General features: G+C 72.7%; 18 protein-coding genes. 8 read left to right on the forward strand and 10 right to left on the reverse strand.

The annotated features are described in order from the left end of the window. The first annotated feature begins 112 nt into the window (after positions 1 to 112). Positions 113 to 1,309: a TIGR03364 family FAD-dependent oxidoreductase gene (locus ACZ52R_RS28315; RefSeq protein WP_465754391.1), complete on the forward strand. Its 1,197-nt coding sequence runs from the start codon at positions 113 to 115 to the stop codon at positions 1,307 to 1,309. Positions 1,310 to 1,460: 151 nt separating this feature from the next. Here the strand turns inward: ACZ52R_RS28315 and ACZ52R_RS28320 are convergent, their stop codons facing one another. From ACZ52R_RS28320 to ACZ52R_RS28330, 3 genes are all read right to left on the reverse strand, one after another. After that, on the reverse strand, positions 1,461 to 2,222 hold the full coding sequence (locus tag ACZ52R_RS28320; RefSeq protein ID WP_465660696.1) for a maleylpyruvate isomerase family mycothiol-dependent enzyme: 762 nt from the start codon (positions 2,220 to 2,222) through the stop codon (positions 1,461 to 1,463). 113 nt (positions 2,223 to 2,335) lie between these two features. Next, entirely contained in the window at positions 2,336 to 3,358 is a 1,023-nt protein-coding gene (locus tag ACZ52R_RS28325) for a 2-dehydropantoate 2-reductase (RefSeq protein ID WP_465754392.1), read from the reverse strand. Positions 3,359 to 3,437: 79 nt separating this feature from the next. Further along, positions 3,438 to 4,304, reverse strand: a complete 867-nt coding sequence (locus ACZ52R_RS28330; RefSeq protein WP_465754393.1) for a class II aldolase/adducin family protein — start codon at positions 4,302 to 4,304, stop codon at positions 3,438 to 3,440. Between the two features lie 133 nt (positions 4,305 to 4,437). Between ACZ52R_RS28330 and ACZ52R_RS28335 the strand changes: the two genes are divergently transcribed. Then, positions 4,438 to 5,055, forward strand: coding sequence for a TetR/AcrR family transcriptional regulator (locus tag ACZ52R_RS28335; RefSeq protein ID WP_360501363.1), 618 nt, complete (start codon positions 4,438 to 4,440; stop codon positions 5,053 to 5,055). A 48-nt stretch (positions 5,056 to 5,103) separates the two neighbouring features. Here ACZ52R_RS28335 and ACZ52R_RS28340 read toward each other — a convergent pair whose 3' ends face one another. Then, positions 5,104 to 6,264 (reverse strand): polyprenyl synthetase family protein, encoded by a 1,161-nt coding sequence (locus ACZ52R_RS28340; protein WP_465614799.1) that lies wholly within the window; start codon positions 6,262 to 6,264, stop codon positions 5,104 to 5,106. A 214-nt stretch (positions 6,265 to 6,478) separates the two neighbouring features. Between ACZ52R_RS28340 and ACZ52R_RS28345 the strand changes: the two genes are divergently transcribed. The 4 genes from ACZ52R_RS28345 to ACZ52R_RS28360 all read left to right on the forward strand — a co-directional run bounded on the left by ACZ52R_RS28345 (position 6,479) and on the right by ACZ52R_RS28360 (position 13,536). Beyond that, positions 6,479 to 7,438, forward strand: coding sequence for an ABC transporter ATP-binding protein (locus tag ACZ52R_RS28345; RefSeq protein ID WP_465614800.1), 960 nt, complete (start codon positions 6,479 to 6,481; stop codon positions 7,436 to 7,438). After that, positions 7,435 to 8,784: an ABC transporter permease gene (locus tag ACZ52R_RS28350; protein ID WP_465614801.1), complete on the forward strand. Its 1,350-nt coding sequence runs from the start codon at positions 7,435 to 7,437 to the stop codon at positions 8,782 to 8,784. The genes ACZ52R_RS28345 and ACZ52R_RS28350 overlap by 4 nt, the downstream gene beginning before the upstream one ends. A 52-nt stretch (positions 8,785 to 8,836) precedes the next feature. Beyond that, positions 8,837 to 11,587: a bifunctional YncE family protein/alkaline phosphatase family protein gene (locus ACZ52R_RS28355; RefSeq protein WP_465754394.1), complete on the forward strand. Its 2,751-nt coding sequence runs from the start codon at positions 8,837 to 8,839 to the stop codon at positions 11,585 to 11,587. 251 nt (positions 11,588 to 11,838) lie between these two features. Further along, the gene (locus ACZ52R_RS28360) at positions 11,839 to 13,536 is read left to right on the forward strand and encodes a phospholipase D-like domain-containing protein (RefSeq protein ID WP_465614803.1); all 1,698 of its coding nucleotides are present in this window, start codon (positions 11,839 to 11,841) and stop codon (positions 13,534 to 13,536) included. Positions 13,537 to 13,683: 147 nt separating this feature from the next. On the opposite strand, the gene ACZ52R_RS28365 is transcribed toward ACZ52R_RS28360, so the two are convergent. Next, complete coding sequence (locus ACZ52R_RS28365) at positions 13,684 to 14,334, reverse strand: lytic polysaccharide monooxygenase auxiliary activity family 9 protein (protein WP_465754395.1); 651 nt, start codon at positions 14,332 to 14,334, stop codon at positions 13,684 to 13,686. A gap of 409 nt (positions 14,335 to 14,743) precedes the next feature. Between ACZ52R_RS28365 and ACZ52R_RS28370 the strand changes: the two genes are divergently transcribed. Beyond that, positions 14,744 to 16,291: a long-chain-fatty-acid--CoA ligase gene (locus ACZ52R_RS28370; RefSeq protein ID WP_465660684.1), complete on the forward strand. Its 1,548-nt coding sequence runs from the start codon at positions 14,744 to 14,746 to the stop codon at positions 16,289 to 16,291. Between the two features lie 50 nt (positions 16,292 to 16,341). On the opposite strand, the gene ACZ52R_RS28375 is transcribed toward ACZ52R_RS28370, so the two are convergent. The 4 genes from ACZ52R_RS28375 to ACZ52R_RS28390 all read right to left on the reverse strand — a co-directional run bounded on the left by ACZ52R_RS28375 (position 16,342) and on the right by ACZ52R_RS28390 (position 20,508). Beyond that, entirely contained in the window at positions 16,342 to 16,716 is a 375-nt protein-coding gene (locus tag ACZ52R_RS28375; protein WP_465614806.1) for a hypothetical protein, read from the reverse strand. An 89-nt stretch (positions 16,717 to 16,805) separates the two neighbouring features. After that, positions 16,806 to 18,401, reverse strand: a complete 1,596-nt coding sequence (locus tag ACZ52R_RS28380) for a restriction endonuclease fold toxin-2 domain-containing protein (protein WP_465614807.1) — start codon at positions 18,399 to 18,401, stop codon at positions 16,806 to 16,808. Between the two features lie 205 nt (positions 18,402 to 18,606). Next, complete coding sequence (locus ACZ52R_RS28385) at positions 18,607 to 19,440, reverse strand: PIG-L family deacetylase (RefSeq protein ID WP_465614808.1); 834 nt, start codon at positions 19,438 to 19,440, stop codon at positions 18,607 to 18,609. A gap of 192 nt (positions 19,441 to 19,632) precedes the next feature. Beyond that, positions 19,633 to 20,508 (reverse strand): SDR family NAD(P)-dependent oxidoreductase, encoded by an 876-nt coding sequence (locus ACZ52R_RS28390; protein ID WP_465614809.1) that lies wholly within the window; start codon positions 20,506 to 20,508, stop codon positions 19,633 to 19,635. Between the two features lie 80 nt (positions 20,509 to 20,588). Here ACZ52R_RS28390 and ACZ52R_RS28395 point away from each other — a divergent pair, with 80 nt between their 5' ends. Next, positions 20,589 to 21,269: a TetR/AcrR family transcriptional regulator gene (locus ACZ52R_RS28395; RefSeq protein ID WP_465614810.1), complete on the forward strand. Its 681-nt coding sequence runs from the start codon at positions 20,589 to 20,591 to the stop codon at positions 21,267 to 21,269. 58 nt (positions 21,270 to 21,327) lie between these two features. On the opposite strand, the gene ACZ52R_RS28400 is transcribed toward ACZ52R_RS28395, so the two are convergent. Further along, a complete protein-coding gene (locus ACZ52R_RS28400; RefSeq protein WP_465754396.1) occupies positions 21,328 to 21,531 on the reverse strand; it encodes a hypothetical protein in 204 nt (67 codons plus the stop codon). Positions 21,532 to 21,588 lie beyond the last annotated feature (57 nt).

A 21,588-nucleotide genomic window follows, 5' to 3' on the forward strand; every position in this document is an offset into this window, starting at 1 on the left:
GGCGTTTCCCAGGTCAACCGTTCCCCTCCGGTGTTCGTCGACCGGATGAACGGACGGTAACTTGTATAGACACCTCTTGACGTTGAGGTCGCCGAGCCCGGAATCTGGAGCCATGAGCAGCAGCACAGCACCCACACCCGCCTCCGCCGCCTCCCGTCCGCGCACGCCCGGCACACCCGGCCGCAGCGACGTGGTCATCGTCGGCGCCGGCATCATCGGCCTCGCCCACGCCTTCGAGGCACTGAGCAGCGGGCTGTCCGTCACCGTCGTCGACCGCGACCGGCAGCCCGTCGGCGCCTCGGTCCGCAACTTCGGCCACTGCTGCATCAGCGCCCAGGACGGCGACCTGCTCGCCCTCGCCCAGCGCTCCCGGCCCGGCTGGCTGCGCGCCGCCGAGGCCGCCGGGATCTGGGCCGCGGAGGCCGGCACCCTGGTGGTGGCCCGGTCGGCGACCGAGGCGGCCGTGCTGGAGGAACTGCGTGCCGAGCGCGGCGGCGACGCCGTCGAACTGCGCACCGCCGCACAGGCGGCGTCGCTGCTCGGGCGCGCGGACGGCGACGCGGGCGACCTGGCCGGCGGCGCGCTCCTGCCCGCCGACCTGCGGGTGAACCCGCGCGAGGCGGCGCCCGGCCTGGCCCGCTGGGTGGCCGAACAGCCGCGCGGCCGGGTCCTGTGGGGCACCGCCGTCACCGGCGTCGAACCAGGGACGGTCCACACCACACGCGGCCCGGTCCACGGCGACCGGATCCTGATCTGCGTCGGCCACGACCTGGACTACCTGTTCCCCGACATCGCCGAGGACCACGAGATCCAGCGCTGCCGCCTCACCATGGCGCGGGCCGCCGCCCCGGCCGGCTTCCGCACCGACTCCGCGGTGCTGACGGCCACGTCGATGCTCCGCTACGACGCCTTCACCACCCGCGCGTCCGCCGCCCGGCTGCGGGAGGAGGTCCAGGGGCACAGCGCCGAACTGCTCGAGATCGGTGCCAACGTGATGTTCGCCCGCCTCCCGGACGGCACGGTGCTGCTCGGCGACTCGCACCACTACGACGCCACCACCCCGCCGTTCATCGACGAGCACACCCACGAACTGCTGACCGGCGCGGTCGCCCGGGTCCTGGGCGTGGAACGCCTGCGGATCCTCGAACGCTGGCAGGGCGTCTACGCCAGCAGCCCCCGCGGCCCCCTGCTGGTGCGCGACCTGGCACCGGGAGTCCGCGCCATCTCGGTCACCTCGGGCATCGGGATGACCCTGTCCTTCGGCCTCGCGGCCGCCACCTTCGACGGCACCCTCGCCGCGACGGCCTGATCCACCCGACGTCCGTGGGACCGGACCCGGAGAACCGGGTCCGGTCACGCCTCGCCGCGTAGCACGTCCGTGTCCACTGACGCCCGTCGCGAGTCACGCGTCGCCTGTTCGGCGGACGCCTCGTTGGCCGGCCGGGGTGCTTTCGTGGATGTCAGAAGGCGGAGTTGGCGAACCAGTGGGCCAGCAGCGCGTCGTCGCCGGACACGTCGACGCGGTCGGCGCTGCGGTCGAGCCGGCCGTAGAGCATGAGCAGCAGGTCGGCGGCGGTGGCCTGGACGGTCGCGTCCGCGGTGGCCGGGTCCGCGGCCTCCTGTGCGAGGGCGAAGCCGTCGGGGCGCAGCCGGACCAGCCAGTCGCCCTCGCCGTCGGTGCTGGCGAAGCGGACGGTCCGGTCGTCGGCGCGCAGCTCGGCGGTCTTGGGCGCGAAGATCGCGGCGAAGGGCAGGTTGGTGAGGAACTCGGCCACGCCGTCGGCGGCGAGGGCCGGGTCGATGTCCGGGGTGAGGCCGAGCGCGAGTTCGGCGTCGACGCGGTGGACGAGGGTCTCGAACAGCATCCGGCGGACCCAGAACCGGGCGTGCTGGTCGGCGCCCCAGGCCCACATCGGCGCGTCGAGGTCGGTCTCGGCGAACGCCTGGGCGGCCTGCTCGGCGGCCTCGGCCAGCCAGGCCGGGTAGTCCTCCGCCCGTTCGGGCAGCTGCAGGTCGACGTCGCGGCTGCGCGGCGGCTCCTGGATCCGCTGCCGGAGCAGGACGGTGAACCAGCGCTGCACGCTGCCGGCGTGGCGGACGAGGTCGGCGAGGGTCCAGCCGGGGCAGCTGGGCACCGGGAGCGACGGGTCGGCGTGCCGGACGGCGGCGACGAAGCGGGTGGTCTCGGCGCTGACGGCCGTGCTGTGGTCGTGCGGGGTCATGAACGTGTCTCCGGGGAGTGCGGGCCTCGCGGCGCCTTGGGAGGGCTTGCGCGCCCCAATGGTTCATCGCATGAAATAACGATGGCGACGCTAGGCCTGAAAGGTTGAGCTTGTCAAGCATCCCCGGGGTCGAGTGCCGCCAGCAGTTCCGGGCCCGACCACCGCCGCGCGCCGCCCGGACCGGCCCGCTCGGCCTCGCGGACCAGCGCGGCCAGCCGGGCGTTGGCCGGTGCCGCCCGGCCGTTCCGCGCGGCGAGCGCGATCACCTCGCCCTGCAGTGAATCGATCTCGGTCGGTCGGCCGCGCTGCAGGTCCTCCCACATGGACGAGCGGGCCCGGGCGTCGATCCGCAGACTGGCGGCGGCCACCCGCCGGAAGAGCGCGTCGGGCAGCCCGAGCACCCGGGGCATCCAGCGCGGTGGCACCGGGCCGAGCCGGGCGGGCGTGATCCCGGTCGCCCGGAACGCGGCGAGCGCCTCCCGCTGGCACCGGGCCAGGCAGGCGCGGTACGCCCGGGCGCCGAGCTCCTCGCGCAGCGGCAGTCCGGACAGGGCGTTCACCGCGTTGTTCAGGTTCATCAGCAGCTTCGTGGCCTGCACGGCGGGCATGTCCGCGCGCAGCGCCAGACTCAGCCCGCCGGCCCGGGCCGCCGCCGCGAACCGCCGGGCCGCCGGGGCGTCCTCGACCATGAGCGCACCCCCGCTGCCCTGGTGGACGGCGGCCGGACCGCTGCGCAGCACGTTGTACGGGACCATCCCGGCGAGCACCCGGTGGCCCGGCAGCTCCGCCCGCAGCTCCTCGGGGTTGTGCAGGCCGTTCTGGAAGCTGATCACGACCGCGTGGGCCGCCAGCCGCCCGGCCAGCTCGCGCGCCGCCGCGCGGGTGTCGGCGGACTTGACGGTCACCAGCACGTAGTCCGCCGTCGCGGCGGCGGCCGCGTCGGTGGCGACGGTCAGCTCGCGCACCTCCCGCCGTGCGTGGCCGGGGCCGGTCAGCGTCAGCCCGTCCCGTTCGACGGCGGCCATCGCGGCCGGCCGGCCGATCAGCGTGACGTTTGCCGCGCCGGCCAGCATGCCCCCGAGGTGGCAGCCGATGCTGCCGGCGCCGAAGACCGCGATCCGTGGTTCCTTGCTCACTCGTAGCGTCCTTCTGGCAGCCGGCGGTTCGGGGGATGGGAGACGGGTTCGGGGGATGGGAGACGGGGGCGAGGCGGGGTCAGTCGACCAGGTCCGGGTCGGTCGCGCCGATCTGCTCGAAGAGCGGCTGTGCCTGGAACCAGCCGGCCAGGTGGCTGCCGATCTGCCCGCGGGTGATCAGCGCCGTCTCCCGGTCGATGTGCTTGGGCGTCCCGGCCGCCATGGCGAGCAGCTGGGCCTGGCAGGAGCGTTCCATCGTGACGAACCACCAGACCGCCTCGGCGACCGACCGGCCGACCGTCAGCAGTCCGTGGTTCTGCAGGATCACCGCCTTGTGCGCGCCGAGCGCGGCCGCGATCCGCTTGCCCTCGTCGACCTCGTTCACCACGCCGCGGTAGTCGCTGTACAGCCCGTGGTCCTCGAAGAACGCGCAGGCGTCCTGGGTGAGCGGGTCGAGCGTGATGCCGAGGCTGGAGAAGGCCTTCCCGTGCAGCGAGTGCGCGTGGGCGGCCGCGATCGCGTCCGGGCGGGCCGCGTGCACCTGGGAGTGGATCACGAACGCGGCGCGGTTCACCGGCCGGTTGCCGTGCAGCAGGGTGCCCTCGTGGTCGACGAGGATCAGGTCCGAGGCCTTGATCATGCCGAAGGGCATCCCGAACGGGTTCACCCAGAAGCGGTCGGGGTGCTCCGGGTCGCGCACGGTGATGTGCCCGGCCACCCCCTCGGAGAAGCCGAACCGGCCGAACAGCCGGAAGCCGGCGGCGAGTTGTTCCTTGCGGTAGCGGCGCTCGTCCGCCACCGAATCGAAGCTCGGCGGCAGCGGCAGGGTGACTCCGGCGGGCAGCGGTCCGACGGCGGCGGCGAGCGCGGCGGGCAGCGGTCCGACGGCGGCGGCGAGCGCGGCGGGCAGCGGGTTGCCCGCGCCGGAAGGCGGTGGGGTGCTCATGGCCCAGAAGATACAATGATGTATCCGATACGCCAATGGATCCGATGAAGCCGACCGGTCTGATGGAACTGACAGATCTGCCGGAACCGCTGGATCCGACCGGCCGCCATCCGACCGAACCGGGACGCCACCGATGCCCAAGGGTGAGACCAAGCGACGCCCGCGCACCCGTGCGGCACTGCTCCAGGCCGCACTGGAGACCTTCGCCGCGCACGGGTTCCGCGCCGCCACCATCGAGCAGATCTGTGAGCGGGCCGGCTACACCCGAGGCGCGTTCTACTCCAACTTCAGCAGCAAGGAGGAACTGTTCCTCGCGCTGTTCGACGCGCACAGCGACCGGATCGTCCGGCGGATGACCGAACTGGTCGACTCCATCACCACCGAGGACCTCACCGTGCAGGCCCTGGTCGACGTCCTCTGCGAGGTCGAACCGGCCGAACGCGACTGGTACCTGGTCACCACCGAGTTCACCCTGCACGCCATCCGCGACCCCCAGGCCGCCTGGGTGCTCGCCCAGCACGACGCCCGGCTGCGCGCCCAACTCGCCCGTGCCCTCACCGACCACCTGGCCCGGGCCGGACGCACCCTCACCGCGGACCCCGACGAAGTCGCCCGCCTGCTGATCGCGATCCGCGAGGGCGGCCTGGCGCAGAGCTACGTCGAACCCGAGCGGCTGCCACCGGGCAGGCTCGAACAGCGCTTCCTGGCACCCCTGTTGACGGCGCTGACCGCGGATTCCGGAACGTCCTGACGTTCTCACAGGCGCCCCACGTCCGTACGGGCGACAGCAGGAGCCGGGTCAGGCGATCCGGCGGGCGCGTACGGCGCCGCGGCCGATGGCGTGGAGGCGGGCGGTGTCCGGGCCGGGTGGCAGCAGGGGTTCGAGTGCCCGCCAGGCGTCGGCGCACAGCCGGTCGGCGTCGCGTTCGCTCGCATCGACGGCGCCGCACGCCAGCAGGGTGTGGCGGGCTTCGTGGATGTCGGCTTCGGCCGCGTCGCCGTCGCGGATCGTGGTCCACAGGGCCTCGGCGGTGGGGCGGGGGAGCAGGGTGACGGCGTGGGCCAGTGGCAGGGTCACCTTGGCGTTGCGCAGGTCCTCGGCGACGTGCTTCGTGAGGGTGCCGTCCTCGCCCGTGACGCCGCGCAGGTCGGCGACGTCGTCGGCGATCTGGTAGGCGGTGCCGATCGCGGACCCCCAGTCCAGCAGTGCCCGGTTCAGGGCCGGGCCGACGTCGGCGGCGATCGCGGCGATCTGGCAGCACGCCCCCACCAGGGCACCGGACTTCAGCCGGTGGGTGGCGAGCACCAGCTCCAGCAGCGGGCCGTTGTCGCCGGCGGCCAGGGCCCGGTCCAGCTCGGGGTGGTGGCCCTGGATGTCGAGGGCCTGTCCGGCGTGGGCCGCCCGCAGGGCCGCGAGCAGGGCTTCGCGCATCCGGCCCTGCAGCGCCGGGTCGTCGGCGGCGCACAGGCCGATGGCCCGGTCGAAGGCGAAGTAGGCGCAGGTGCCCGCGTTCAGGGCGGCGGGCAGGCCGTACACCGCGTGTGCGGCCGGTTTGGCGCGGCGCATCGTCGATCCGTCCTGGATGTCGTCGACGACCAGGGAGCCGGTGTGGGCGAGTTCCAGGGCGGCCGCGAGGACGCCGAAGCGGTCGCCGTCGCCGCCGAGCAGGTCGACGACCCGCATCAGCAGGGTGGGACGCCACCGTTGCCCGCCCGCGTCCACCATGTGCCGCACGGGCTCGGCGAGGGCCTGGTGCAGGCGGCGGTCGAGGGCGTGCGCGGTGTCGGCCGACAGACCGCCGCCGTGCCCGTCCGGGAGCCACACGGCCAGTCCGCCGGGGGCGGGCGGGCAGAGCCGGTCCAGGTAGCGCTCGATCCCGCGGTCGGCCTCAGCAATCCGGTTCCCGGCGCACGCGCCGTCGCCGAACGGCCCGACGTCCTCGGCTGGTGCCATAACCATGCACTCACCATAGGGTTGGGCGCGGAGGAGGGGTAGACGCAACGCGGGCGGCCCGGGGAGGACTGAGCCGCGTCGAGGGCCGGGCCGCTCCCGGCCGTTCTCCGCGGTGGCCTCCACGGCGTACCTGCCGGATGTTCCACCGGTGTTCAAGCGCCCGCTCCTGACTGTGCCCCGTCATGGCCCTACGTTCCCTGGGGAACTGCGAGAAGGGGCTATGAACGAGACTCAACCGGCCGTACGCGCACGAGCTTTGACGAAGTGCTTCGGTGACGTCGTGGCGCTCGACGGGGTCGGCCTGGAGCTGGCGTCCGGCCGGATCCACGGGCTGGCCGGGCCGAACGGCGCGGGGAAGACGACGCTGCTCGGGCTGCTGCTCGGGCTGGCCGTCGCCGACGGCGGCGAGTTGGAGGTGCTGGGCCGGCCGGTCGGGCGGGTGTCGGCGGCGCCGCCCGGGGTGGCCGGGTTCGTGGACGGGCCCGGGCTGTACCCGTCGCTGACCGCGCGCAGGAACCTGGCCGCGCTGGCGGCGCTGCGCGGGCCGGGCACGGAGGCGGGGCGGATCGACGAGGTGCTGGCCGAGGTCGGGCTGACAGAGGTCGCCGACGACCGGGTCCGCGGGTTCTCGCTGGGGATGCGGCAGCGGCTCGGGCTGGCGGCGGCGCTGCTCACGGATCCGCGGCTGCTGGTGCTCGACGAGCCGTCCAACGGCCTGGACCCGGCGGGCAAGCAGCATGTGCACGGGGCGCTGCGGCGGCTCGCGGACGACGGGGTGACCGTCGTGCTGTCCGGTCATCGCATGGACGACCTCGAGGCGCTGTGCGACGAGGTCACGATCCTCGGGACCGGGCGGGTCCGCTACTCCGGCCCGCTGGGCGGGCTGGTGGCGGAGAGCCGCGCGTCGGACCACCGCCTGCTCACCTCCGATCCCGGGGCCGCGCGCCGGGTGGCCGCCGGGGTCGCGGGGGTGCGGGCGGTGACGGAGGCCGGGTCGCGGGGCGGGACGTCGGGCGGGGCCGGGGCGCTGGTGGTGCGCGCGTCGGGCCCGGCCGTCGAGGAGTTGGTGGCCGCGCTGGTGCGCGCCGGGGTGCGGGTGCGCGAGGTCGCGCCCGTGGTGCCGCCGTTGGAGGCCGCGTACCTCGCCCTGACCGGGCGGCAGGAGGAGGGGAAGCCGTGAGCACGGCCGTCGTGGGCGTCGGTGCCGTACCCGACGCGAGCCGGGTGCCGGTGCGCCGCGTGTACCGCTTCGAGCTGGTGAAGCTGGTCTCGCAGTGGCGGATCCGGTTGCTGATGCTGGCCTGTTGGATCGGGCCGGGGCTGTTCGTGGCCGCGGTGGCCCAGCAGGGGACGCTGCCGTCCGACACGCTGTTCGGCCGCTGGATGCACGCCACGGGCTGGGCCGGCCCGCTGGTCGTGCTGGGGTTCTCGGGTTCGTGGGCGCTGCCGCTGCTGACCTCGGTGGTGGCGGGTGACGTGTTCGCGGCCGAGGACCGGCTCGGGACCTGGCGGCACCTGCTGGTGACGGTCCGCTCGCCGCGGCGGATCTTCGCGGCGAAGGCGCTGGCGAGCACCACCGTCATCGTGCTGCTGCTGGCCGGGTTGGTGGCCTCGGGCACGGTCGGTGGCCTGGCGGCGGTCGGGAACGGTCCGCTGGTCGGCGTCGACGGGCACCCGCTGTCGCCGGCGGACGCGGCCGGGAGCGTGCTGCTGGCGTGGGGGTGCGCGCTGGCGCCCACGCTGGCGCTGGCCGCGCTCGGGCTGCTCGGCTCCGTACTGCTGGGGCGCTCGCCGATGGGACTGCTCGTCCCCGCGGTGGCGGCGGTCGCGATGCAGCTCGCGCAGATGCTGCCGCTGCCGGTGGCGCTGCGCCTGGCACTGCCCGGTTACGCCTTCGTGTCCTGGAACGGGCTGTTCGCCGGCCCCGTACGGCTCGACGAGCTGCTGGTCGCCGTCGCGGTCAGCCTGGTCTGGGCCGCGGTGGCGACCGGGGCGGCCTACCTGCTGTTCGTACGGCGGGACTTCACCACCGGCAGCGAGGACGGCGTGGGGCGCCGCGCGCTCGCCTTCGGAGTGCTGCCGCTGGCCGGGCTGCTCGCGCTGACCTTCGGGGCGGTCGCCGCGGCCACGCCCTCGACGGGCTCGGGGATCTCGCAGGCGAAGGTGCAGCGGTCGGTGGCCACCGTGTTCGCGCACCTGTACCGGCTGCAGACCGAGCAACTGCACCGCCCGGCCGTCACGGAGGAGCAGCTGCGGGTCACGACGGCGTGCGACCGCAGCGGCGGCCAGGTCGACCCGGAGGGGCCGGGCAACGACTGGCGCTGTGTCGTCACCTGGCACCTGCCCGGTACGGACGCGCCGGGGACGGCGATCTACCAGCTCGACGTGGCCTCGGACGGGCGGCTGATGGCCGACGGGGACGGGCCGAAGGACGTGAACGGCTACTTCCTGGTGCGGACCCCGTCCGGGGACGCGCCGAATCCGCTGTGGCAGTTCGACGGCCAGGTCGACCTGCTCTCCACCTGAACGAACCCGCCGATCGCACCGAACCCACCTAACCCAAGGAAGGGCTGACGCCATGCAGGTAACGCGTCGTCGACGTTCCCAGAAGGAGCACTTCGTCCTTCGCGGCCGCCGTGCGGGCCGCCGCGCCACACTCGTCACGGCCTGCGTCACGGCGGTGGCCGTGGCCACGGGCACGGCTTTCGCGACCACCCATCAGTTCGGCACGGACCAGGTCGGCCAGGTCACCGCCGACGGCCAGGTCATTTCCAGCGACCAGTACCTCGCCCCGTACGGCAGCCGGTCGGTGGTCGACGACGGCAAGCTGATGGGGTCCGCGATCAGCCCGGACGGCGGTCACCTGGCGGCCTCGGTCGCGGACGGCGACGCGGCGCTGGTCGTGGTGGACCTGAAGACCGGGAAGGTGCGGCAGCGCGTCGGCACCGCCGCGGTGGACGAACTGCGCATCCCCAGCGGTGCGGTCGGCCAGGAGTCCCCGGTGTACTCGCCGGACGGCAAGCAGCTGTGGCTGGGCCGGCTCGACGGCTACACCAGGTTCTCCGTGAACGCCGACGGAACCCTGGCCGCCCCGGTGGCTGTGCCGATCCCGGCCGAGGGCGACCAGCACGCGCTGGCGTCGGGGGCGGTCTTCTCGGCCGACGGCTCGACGGTGTACGCGGCGGTCAACGGGCAGAACCGGGTGGTCGCCATCGACGCGGCGAGCGGCGCGATCCGGCACAGCTGGACGGTGGGCAACGCCCCGCGCGGCATCGCGCGGGTCGGCCACCAGCTGTACGTGGCCAACGAGGGCGGGCGCGCGGCCACGGCCGACGACGACACGCTCAACTCCTACGGCACGCAGGTGCCGGCCGATCCGGCGACCGGTGCCACGACCACCGGCACCGTCAGCGTGATCGACCTCGCGGACCCGGCCGCCGCCGTCCGGTCCATCGCCGTCGGCCTGCACCCGACGGCGGTGTACGCCAAGAACGGCGTCCTGTTCGTCACCGACACCGGAAGCGACGAGGTGTCGGTGATCGACACCGCGCACGGCAGGGTCGTCCAGACCGTCTCGACCAAGCCGTGGCCGGAGGCCTCGGTGGGCTACGAGCCGACCGCGGTGACGCTCACCGACGACGGGCGGCTGCTGGTCACCCTGGGCCGCGCCAACGCGGTGGCCGTCTACCGCCTCACCGGCGCGCAGGAGCCGGTCGGCTACGTCGGCCTGCTGCCGACGGACTACTTCCCGGCGGAGATCGCCACGGTCGGCTCGAAGGTGGTCGTCTCCAACACCCGTGGCATCGACGCGCGGCGGCCCGACAGCACCGGCGCGCACAAGACCCACGACACCACCTCCAGCCTGACCCAGTTCACCCTGCCCGGCGACCGGGAGATCCGCTCCCGGACCGCCGACGTCTTCCGGCAGAACGGCTGGACCAACGGCGCGGTCAGGACGGCGAACGGCCACAAGGCGAAGGCGGTGCCGGTCCCGAACCGGATCGGCGATCCCTCGCCGATCAAGCACGTCTTCCTGATCGTCAAGGAGAACCGGACCTACGACCAGCTCTTCGGCGACGTGGCGAAGGCCAACGGCGATCCGAAGCTGGCCCAGTTCGGCGCGAACGTGACGCCGAACCAGCACGCGCTGGCCGAGCAGTTCGGGCTCTACGACAACACCTACGACATCGGCACGAACTCCGCCGAGGGCCACAACTGGCTGATGCAGGCCGACAATCCGGAGTACACCGAGTCCTCGGCGGGCGAGTACGAGCGCAGTTACGACACCGAGGACGACGCGCTGGGCCACCAGCGGACGGGCTTCCTGTGGACGGGCGCGCAGGCGGCGGGCCGGACGGTGCGCGACTTCGGGGAGTTCCACCAGTTCCTGACCAAGCCGGCCGACGCGAGCTGGCAGAACCTGTACTGCGACGCCAAGTCCATGGACGGGAGCGGCCAGGGCAGCGCGTACACGCTGAACTCGTCGTCGCCGATCCCGTCGCTCAACAGCGTGTCGGTGCCCGGCTTCCCCAAGTTCGACACCAGCGTGCCGGACCTGTACCGGTACCAGATCTGGAAGCAGGACTTCGAGCAGAACGGCCCGGCCGACCTCAACATGCTGTGGCTGTCCAGCGACCACACCGGCGGTCCGGCCGGCCCGGCCGCGCAGGTCGCCGACAACGACCTGGCGACCGGGAAGATCGTCGACGAGATCTCGCACAGCGAGTACTGGAAGGACTCGGCGGTCTTCGTCGTCGAGGACGACTCCCAGGCGGGCCTCGACCACGTGGACGGGCACCGCGCGCCGATCCAGATCATCAGCCCGTGGGCGCAGCACGGGGCCGTCGACAGCCGCTACTACACGCAGATCACCATGGTCCGCACCATCGAGCAGATCCTCGGGATCCGCCCGATGAACCAGAAGGACAGCGCGGCCAGCCCGATGGCCACGGCCTTCACCCGCACACCGGACTACACGCCGTACACGGCGGTGCCCAACCGGACCTCGCTGACCGACGGCCTGAAGACACCGCCCCCGTGCGGCGTCGACGTGCCCGGGGCGCAGGACCTCCGCGCGGCGGCGGTGCCCGCCACGACCGCGCCGCCGGCGGCGGAGCAGGCCGTCGCGGCCCAGTGGGAGGCCTGGAAGTCGCAGCAGCGGCTGACCGGACCGAACGCGGTGCCGGACCACGCGAACCCGGCGCAGATGGAGCACCTGGTCTGGTACCAGACGCACAACTGGACCATGCCGTACCCGGGCGAGACCGGGATCCACGCGCCGAACGACGTGCCCGGCGCCTACCTGCCGTCCGCGGAGACCGACGGCTGACCGGACTCCGACCTCCACCGGGGGATTCCGGTCCCGACCGGGGAATTCCGATCTCCGCGGGAAAAATCCGATCGCGCCCCGGGCCGGCCAACTCCGGTCCGGGGCGCGGTCGTTCCCGCGCGGGCGGCCGGCCGCTCCGAGCTGTGGCGCCGGTACGTTGGCAGGATCCTGACATCACATCAGGTTACTCTTGGGTAATCCAACGATGTCGCTCGGGTGAACATCCCCGGCCCCTCATGAAGGACCTGTACGTGCTCGATCACCAGTCCCGCCGTTCCGGACGCCGTCTCGCCGGATCGGCGCTGGCCCTCGTCGCCACCGTCTGCGCGCTGCCCGTCGCCCCCGCGTTCGCCGACCCGGCCCCCGCCCCGGTCCCGGCCCCGGCGGCGACGGTGTCGGCCCCCGTGCCGGCCGCGCAAGCCGACGCGACCCCGCACCTGGACGCGGTGGAACAGGCGTTGCGTCAGGTGTCCCCCGGCCTGGAGGGGACGGTGTGGCAGCGCACGGCGGGCAACCGGCTCGACGCGCCGGCCGACGACCCGGGCGGCTGGCTGCTGCAGACCCCCGGCTGCTGGGGCGACCCCTCCTGCACCGAGCGCACCGGCACCCGCCGGCTGCTCGACACCATGCGCGAGAACATCGCGCGCGCCACCCGGACCGTCGACATATCGACGCTCGCACCGTTCCCGGACGGCGCGTTCCAGGACGCCATCGTGGCCGGCCTCAAGGCCTCGGTGGCCGCCGGCAACGCGCCGCACGTGCGGATCCTCGCCGGGGCCGCGCCGCTGTACAACATCACCGCGCTGCCGTCGAAGTACCGGGACGAGCTGGTGGCCAAGCTCGGTGACGCGGCCGGCCGGGTCACCCTCGAGGTCGCCGCGATGACCACCGCCAAGACCGCGTTCTCCTGGAACCACTCCAAGCTGCTGGTCGTGGACGGGCAGAGCGTCATCACCGGCGGGATCAACAACTGGAAGAACGACTACCTCGACACCGCCCACCCGGTCACCGACGTCGACCTCGCGCTGAACGGCCCGGCCGCCGCCTCCGCCGGCGCCTACCTGGACACCCTGTGGGACTGGACCTGCCGCAACACCGGGGTGTTCTCGGCCGCCTGGTTCGCCTCCTCCCACGGCGCCACCTGCACCCCCGACCTGGAGCGGCGCCGCAACCCGTCGGCCGCTCAGGTGCCCGCCACCGGCGGAGTGCCGGTGATCGCCGTCGGCGGCCTGGGCGTCGGGATCCGCGACAAGGACTCCGCCTCCGCCTACCGCCCGGACCCGGTGCCCGCCGCCGACGACGTCAAGTGCGGCCCGATCGGCCTGCACGACAACACCAACGCCGACCGCGACTACGCGAGCGTCAACCCGGAGGAGGCCGCCCTGCGCACGCTGATCGCGAGCGCCGGCAGCCGCATCGACATCTCCCAGCAGGACGTGACCGGCACCTGCCCGCCGCTGCCCCGCTACGACGTGCGGCTCTTCGACCTGCTCGCGGCCAAGATGGCCGACGGCGTCAAGGTCCGCATCGTGGTCAGCGACCCCGGCAACCGGGGCACGGTCGGCAGCGGCGGCTACTCGCAGATCAAGTCCCTGAACGAGATCAGCGACACCCTCGCCGCCCGCCTCACCGCCCGCCTCGGCGACCCGGCGCAGGCGAAGGCGACCATGTGCCACAACCTCCAGCTCGCCCCCTTCCGCGCCGCCGCCACCCCGACCTGGGCCGACGGCCACCCCTACGCGCTGCACCACAAGCTGGTCTCGGTCGACGGATCCGCCTTCTTCATCGGCTCCAAGAACCTCTACCCGGCCTGGCTGCAGGACTTCGGCTACGTCGTCGAGAACCGCGCCGCCGCCGCGCAGCTCGACCAGCAGCTGCTCGCCCCGCAATGGCAGTACTCGCAGGCCGCCGCGACCGTCGACTACGCCCGCGGCCTCTGCCAGGGCTGACACCTCGCCGCCCTGACGGCCCGTCGGGCCACGCTCGCCGGACCCCGGCCCGACGGGCAGTGCCGCGCCCCCTGCCCGTCGACGGGCAGGGGGCGCGGTGGAGAGGTGCCCGGCTTCGAGGTGGCGGGCAGATCGGCCTGTTCCCGCCTACCTCGGCGTCCCCGTGAACTTCAGGTCGATGACCTGGTAGAAGGCCCGGGCGGTGTCGGCGACCTCCCACACCGCGAGGAGCACCTGGTGCCCCGTGCGGGTGGGCAGCACCATGGTGTGCGTGGTCGGGATCGGCGGGTTGAGCTCCTCGCCGCAGGACCAGTACGGCTGGCAGGTGAGTTCCACGCTGTGGAACGGCTTCGGCTCGAACTGCGCCCTGCTCAGGGGCTTGGCCGGGTCCCAGTCCGCCTCCGTGATGAAGTAGTTCCACCGGCGGGTCTTGTGGGCCATGGCGTAGTTCCACACGACGGCCAGGGACTGGCCCGGGACGACCTCGTGGCTCCGCCACTCCCGGCCGTCGGGGTCCATCGGCTCGTCCAGCTGCGTGGCGTCCTTGCGGTTGGCGCTCGCGATCCGCCCGTCCATCGGCGGGATGTCGTTCCGGACGTCGTCGGGGGCGACGGGGTCGGCGAGACCGCCCTGAGTGGCCGGGAAGAACTTGCCCGACTCCATCTCGTTGGCGATCCACTCGGGCAGGTAGAGCGCCGCCCGGGACGCCGGATCGGTCACCCGGCCGTGCCGGACTTTCATCGCCTCGCCGCTCATCGTCGACGCTTCGGTGCCGGGCTTGGCCTGTTCCTTGCTCATCGGAAGTCTCCAGAGTGCGATTCCCCCCATGGAAGGCCCGGATCACACCGGGCCGCGTGCGGGTACCGGACGATCAGTCGGGCGCCGGGGCACGTTCCCCACTGAACACCGGGCATCCCGCCGACTGCATCCGTGCCTGGCCCGTCGGAATGACGGTGGCCGCGTACGGCGCGGTTCCTCCGTTCGAAGGGCGACGCGTGAACGCGTGGGCGCGCGGCAGGAGAGTTGAAGGCGGGCCCTGTAGCGGTGATCCGCTCCGAGGACGATGATGTCGCGGTGCGCCGCGCCGACGACCGCACCCGCCGCTTCGGCGCCCGAACCGCGTGTGAACCGTAGGAGTCCCACCCGTCCCGGGCCGGGCCGAGCAGCCCTCCGCCGCTCGGCCCGGACCCGCACCTTCGGAGGTGTCATGCTGAACCTGTCGGTCCTGCTCGAGGATTCCGCCCGTACGCACCCGGACCGTGACGCGTTGGTCCTCGGCCCGACGCGGCTCACCTACGCCCAGGTCGACGCCGCCGCGAACCAGGTCGCCAACCTGCTCGTGGAACGGGGGATCCGGCCCGGTGACCGGGTGGCGCTGAGTTGTCCGAACCTGCCGCAGTTCCCGGTCGTCTACTACGGCATCCTCAAGGCCGGCGGGGTCGTCGTCCCGCTGAACATCCTGCTCAAGTCGCGGGAGGTGGCCTATCATCTGCGCGACGCCGAGGTGAAGGCGTACTTCTGCTTCGAGGGGACGCCGGGCCTGGCCATCGGCGAGGAGGGCCGGAAGGCGTTCGACGAGGTCGGGACCTGCGAGGACTTCTTCCTGATCACCGCCGATCCGGCCGCGCCCTCGCCGATCGAGGGGACGGAGACCATGGGCGCGGCGCTGGCCGGGAAGTCCCCGGTGTTCGACGCGGTGGCCACCGAGGCGACCGACACCGCCGTCATCCTCTACACCTCGGGCACCACCGGTCAGCCCAAGGGCGCCGAACTCTCCCACGTGAACACGGTGATGAACGTGCTGGCCTGCAACCGGATGTTCCGGAGCACGCCGGCCACGGACAGCCACGTCCTGTGCCTGCCGCTGTTCCACACCTTCGGTTCCACCGTCCAGATGCACACCGGCTTCTCGACGGCCGCGACCCTCCACCTGGTGCCGCGCTTCGACGCGGAGGAGGTCGTGCGGCTGATGAACACCGAGGAGATCACCTTCTTCGCCGGTGTCCCGACCATGTGGTGGGGTCTGCTGGGCGCCCTCACCGATGCCGTCGACGTGGACCGGATCGCCCGCAACCTGCGCATCGGCGTCTCCGGTGGCGCCCCGATGCCGGTGGAGCTCCTCAGCCGGGTCGAGGGGCGGTTCCGCATCCGGATCCTCGAGGGCTACGGCCTCTCCGAGACCTCGCCGGTGGTGACCTTCTCCGACCCCGAGCGCGAGCCGCGCCCCGGTTCCATCGGCGTGCCGATCTGGGGCGTCGAGCTCATGTTGATCGACGCCGACTGGTCGGAGGTCACCGAGCCCGGCGCCGTCGGCGAGATCGCGGTCAAGGGCCACGCCGTCATGAAGGGCTACCACAACCGGCCCGAGGCCACCGCGGCCGCGATCAGGGACGGCTGGTTCCGCACCGGCGACCTGGCCCGCCGGGACGCGGACGGCTTCTACTACATCGTCGACCGCGCCAAGGACATGATCATCCGGGGCGGCTTCAACGTGTACCCGCGCGAGATCGAGGAGGTGTTGATGACGCACCCCGCGATCGGCCTGGCCGCGGTCGTCGGCGTGCCCCACGAGAGCCACGGCGAGGAGGTCAAGGCGTACGTCATCCTGAACCCCGATGCCCGGGCCACCCCCGACGAACTGATCGCCTGGGGCAGGGAGCAGATGGCCGGCCACAAGTACCCGCGCGTCGTGGAGATCGTCGAGACCCTGCCGATGACCGCCACCGGCAAGATCCTCAAGCGCGAACTCAGGTGACCGGCCGGCGGTCGAGAACGGACCCCGGGCGGGCGGACTGCAGGCGGACCCTAGGCGGGGAAGCTGTCGATGAACGCCTCCCGGCCGCCGGCCAGGTCGAGGGGCTCGAGCTCGGCGTCGTAGTCGACCCACCAGACCACTGGTACGGCGGGCGCCAGTTCGTGCAGCGCCGCGTAGATGACGGTGAGCGGCGCGGAGTGCGGTTCCCGGTCCTCGAAGGAGAAGGCGCCGTGCCGCAGGTTGTACGACACCTCCGCCCACCGGCCGGGCTCGACCTCGGCGTGGATCTCCAGGAAGTGCTCGAAGGCGCCGCTCACCGTGGCGTCCGGCCAGTGGCGGCGGACGCAGTCCTTCAGCTGTTCGCCGGTGAAGGCCCACGGTCCGGCCTGCTCGCGGTCGGCGCTGACGTAGAAGGTGGCTCCCACGGGGTGTTCTCGCTATCTCTCGGTGCTGCGGGTCGGGTGCGGGCCGGGTGCGGTCGGGTGCGGGCCGGGTACTTCGGTCGCGGTCACGGTCACGGTACGACGCGGACGTTGCCGGTGACGCCCTTGGCGGTCATCAGGGCCTGGAAGTAGGAGCTGGCCTTGCCGTCGTTGGTGATCAGCTCCAGGTGGTTGACCTTGTTGCGGGGGTCCGTCAGCGCCGACGCGTACTTGTCCAGCTTCTTCGCCTCGCCGTCCATCGTGTTCTCGTACACGAAGTCGAAGACGCCGTCGGCGTTGTCCAGCCGGAACGGGGACTTGCAACTCTTCTGCTGGCCGATGTACTTGGCGTCGATCGCCGCACCGTCCTCGGGGCGCACACCGTCGGCGTCCATGCCGAGCTCGCGTCCGGTCTCCGGGTCGGTCACCGTGGTGTACAGCCGGTACTCGGTCGACCCGGCCACCCGTACCTGGTAGCCCCGGCGCGCGTCGATCTTGGGATCGCCCTTGACGGAGGGGCCCAGGGCCGGGAAGGTACGGCCGTCCTGCTGCATCTGCGTCATCCACGCCCGGACGGAGGCCTGGTCCTGCGGCGACAGCGCCGGGAAGGGGCTGTTCGGGTCGCGGGGCAGCGGCGGCATGCCGGGGGTGACGGTGAACGGCGGGGGCTTGGGCGTGGGGGCGGCCGCGGCGTCGGTCGCCCCGGCCAGGACGACGGCGGTGGTCGTCACGGCGACCACGCCCGCGCCGACGGGGATCAGGCTCGCCGCCGCGGAGTCGACCACGGCCGCCGCCTCGGCCAGCACGGCGAGTTCCGCGCTGCCCTCGACGGCCGCGGTCATGGCGGCCGCCGCGGTGCCGGCCTCGGCGACGATCGCGGCCTCGCCGCCGGCCGCCGCCACGTCGGATCCGCCGAGCGTGAAGACGGTCAGCAGGAGGCCGGCCCCGGCGACGACGCCGGCGGCGATCGCGAGGTCCTCCAGCTTGTCGCGCAGGTCCTCGACGTGTTTGGCGTACGACTCGCAGGCCTGGCCGAGCTTGTTCGCGGCGGTGGCGAGGCTGTTCAGCAGCGGGCCCTCGGTGGCGTTGCCGTCGTGCACCTTGGCCCAGTTCTGGGCGAAGGAGGTGACGGCGCCGGAGGTGCTGGAGGCGGTGACGCGCAGAACCCGCTTGTCGCCTTCGGTGCCGAGTTTGCCGACGAGTTCCGCGAAGTGCCTCCAGTCGCTCGCGGCCTGGCGGAGCTTGCCCGGATCGCCCTGCGGCCAGAACTTCTTGAGGAGGTCGTGGACGGCGCCGCTGTCGTTGTGTCCGGCCGCGGAGTGGAGCTTGGCCTTGGCGACCTCCTCGTCGCACTGCGGGTCGGCCGATTCCGGGAGCTTCTGCGGGGCCATCATCGAGGCCGCGATGTCGGCGTCGGTCTGGAGGTAGTTGATCGCCATCGTGTACAGGCCGTTGGAGGTCTGGCCGAGCTGGCCGACGACCTGGGCCATCGCGTCGACGAGCTTCTGCGCGGCCGGATCGTACGTGGCGGCGAAGGCGGTGCCGGCCTCGTCGTCGCCCGCCATGCCCGCGGTGCCGTCCAGGGCGAACACCACGCTCCGGTAGATCTGGGCGGCGGCGTTCTGCAGGTCGGTGAACCCGGCGGACGACAGCAGCATGTCCGCCGGTTTGACGTGAAAGTCCGTCATGGTGTCCCCCCGATATGTCCGGACATTCACGGTAGCAAGCAACACCGACCGCGGCTGCCCTCGGGCCGGAGATCAAAACCGCCGCCCGGCCCGCCCGACCCGAAGGTCGAGCGAACCGGGCGGCGGGTGTCACGGAACGGGCCGAGCCGCGCCGGGTCCGTCGGAGCGGGCCGAGCGGGCCGAGCGGTTCGAGTCGCGCCGGGGGTCAGCGCAGCCCGGCGAAGAGGTCGGTCTCCGGCACGGCCGCGCCGGTGGCGTCCTTGACCCGGACGAAGGTCTCCACGCCCCACAGCTCGTTGAAACGCTCCTTGCCCATGCGCAGGAAGAAGATGTTCTCGCCCTGGCTGGCGTGCGCGGCGAGGGCGTCGAACTTCTGGTCGCCGAACTCGGTGGTGTCCACCCAGGTGGTGATCTCCTCGTCGGGGAGGCCGATCTCGGGCAGTTCGGCGGCCTCGGTGGGCTCGGGCTCCTCCCGGTCCGTGCCGAACTCCCGCATGATCTCGCCGAACCGCCGCATCATCGAGTGCGGCGCCGTCGTCCAGTAGACCTTGGGCGTCATCCCGGTCAGTTCCAGTGCCGCCATCGTGATGCGGTGTGCCTGGATGTGGTCGGGGTGGCCGTAGAACCCGTTCTCGTCGTAGGTGACGACCACATCGGGCTGGTAGTGGCGCATCAGTTCGGCGAGGCGGGCGGCGCCGTCCTCGACCGGCGTCCGCCAGAACGAGCCGGGTGCGTCATTGGTCGGCCAGCCCATCATCCCGGAGTCGGCGAACTCCAGCAGCTCCAGGTGGCTGACCTTCAGGACCTCGCAGCTCGCCTCGAGTTCCTGCCGGCGCATCGCGGCGACGGCCGCCGGGTCGTGCCCGGGGTCGCCCGGCTTGACACCGCCAGGTCCGTCACCGCAACCGCCGTCGGTACACGTGACGAGGACCGTACGGATGCCTTCCGCCGCGTACCGCGCGAGGACACCGCCGGTTCCGCTGGCCTCGTCGTCGGGGTGGGCGTGTACTGCCATCAGCGTCAACGGCCGGTCAATCATGAAAACCATCCTCCGGTCTGGAAAGTGCTCGCTCCGAGTCTGCGCTACGACGGCACACGGCCACCGCGCATTATCGGGTAACCGACCGGACGGGCGCCGACTTCCCGAACGCGGACACGGAACGGACACGGACACGGAGACGGACGCGACGACGGAGACGGACCCGGAGGTGGAGGCGGGCGTGGAGGCCGGTCAGTGCGTGGAGTCCGGCGGGAAGGGGGCCGGGTAGGCCTCGGCGAAGTCGGCGGAGCGGGAGACCTCGCGCCACTTGGTGTCGTCCGCGAGGAGCCGGCGGTCCATGGCGATGGAGCCCTCGGCCGCGTTGACCCCGAGGGGCAGGTGGTGGGGGATGTCGCGCCGCTTGGCCATCCGCACGAGGATCTCGGCGGCCCGGACGGGGTCGCCGGCGACGCCGGCTCCGTCGCTGTTCTGCCGCAGCCGCTGGTTGACGGCGCCGACCGTCTCGGCGTAGGCCTCCGGGACGTCGTGGACGACCATCGAGGCCCCGGCCCAGTCGGTGCGGAAGCCGCTGGGTTCGACGACCAGCACCCGCACGCCGAACGGCGCGGTCTCGGCCCGCAGGACGCGGCTGAAGCCGTCGATGGCGAACTTCGCCGCCTGGTAGGACGCGATGCCCGGCGAGCCGCCGACCCTTCCGCCCATGGAGGAGAACTGGATGACCAGCCCGCCCTTCTGCTCGCGCAGCAGCGGGATCGCGGCCTTGGTGACGTGGTAGACGCCCCAGAAGTTCGTCTCGAACTGGGCGCGGAAGTCGGCGTCCTCGGTGGTCTCGATCGGCGAGACGTTGGCGTAGCCGGCGTTGTTCACCAGCACGTCGATCCGGCCGAAGTGTGCGTGCGCCTCGGCGAGGGCCGCCCGGGCGGCCTCCGGGTCGGTGACGTCGAGTGCGATCGGTCGGACCCGGTCGCCGAACTCCTCTACGAGGTCGGCGAGTTGCTCGGGGCGGCGAGCGGTCGCGGCCACCCGGTCGCCGGCTTCGAGGGCGGCGCGGACGAGGGTGCGGCCGAAGCCGCGGGAGCTGCCGGTGATGAACCAAGTCTGTTCCATGCCGTTAGTAAAACACCGTTGCGGTATTACCGCAACACTGTTGCGGTAATACCGCAACGGTGTTGTTCTACGATGGGCGGGTGGAAGCAGCAGCATCGGAGTTCCAGCGGGCGCGCTCGCCCGAGGCCAAGCGCCTGCGCGAGGCCTCGATCCTGGAGGCGGCCCGGGCACTCGGCCGGGAGCGCGGCATCCGGGACGTCTCCCTGACGGACATCGCCGCCGCGGTGGGCATGCACAAGTCGGCGCTGCTGCGGTACTTCGAGACGCGCGAGCAGATCTTCCTGCGGCTGACGGCGGAGGGCTGGCAGGACTGGTCGGACGCGCTGTCCGAGCGGCTCCGGGACGCCGCGGACCCGGGTCCGGCCGCCGTGGCGCGGGCGTTCGCCGCCACGCTCGCGGCCCGTGGCATGTTCTGCGACCTGCTCGCGCACGCACCGCTCAACCTCGAACGCAACGTCTCGCTCGACGCGGTGCGCGACTTCAAGCTCGCCACCCGCGCCGCCCGTGAGCCGATCACCGCGGCCGTCCGCGCGCAGGTGCCCACCCTGAACGACCAGGACGTCGTCGACCTGATCGCCACCGCCGTCGCCCTGGCCGGGGCGATGTGGCAGATCGCGAACCCGGGCGCAGAGGTCGCCGCCCTCTACCGCAGTGACCCGCGCCTCGCCCACGCCGTCATCGAGGTCGAACCCCGGCTGGCCCGCATCCTGACCGCGACGATCCTCGGACTGTCCGCGGGCGCGGGTTCCGCGCAGGACTGACCGGCGGTCACGCCGCCGCAGGAGTGCGGAGGCCTCCCTGGTCAGGGCGCACCGACGATCAGCGCGTGCGCGCCGCGTTCGCCGCGTGGAACGGATCCTCCGGGAGCAGGGCGAGGCCTGACATCTTCGCGGACACCACGCAGGGACGGCGGTGGGCTTCCGTACCGGCCGCGGCGCCCGCGGTCGTGACCGGGGAACAGACGGCGAGGAGCGCGCAGGCAGCGGTGACGCGCAGCAGGGAATTCCGGCGGGAGGGTGTCATGGCCGGAGTATCGGCCGGGCCTGCTCCGACCCCCGGACGGCGGCGGCCGACCTGCGG

Source organism: Kitasatospora sp. NPDC034023, assembly GCF_055575795.1.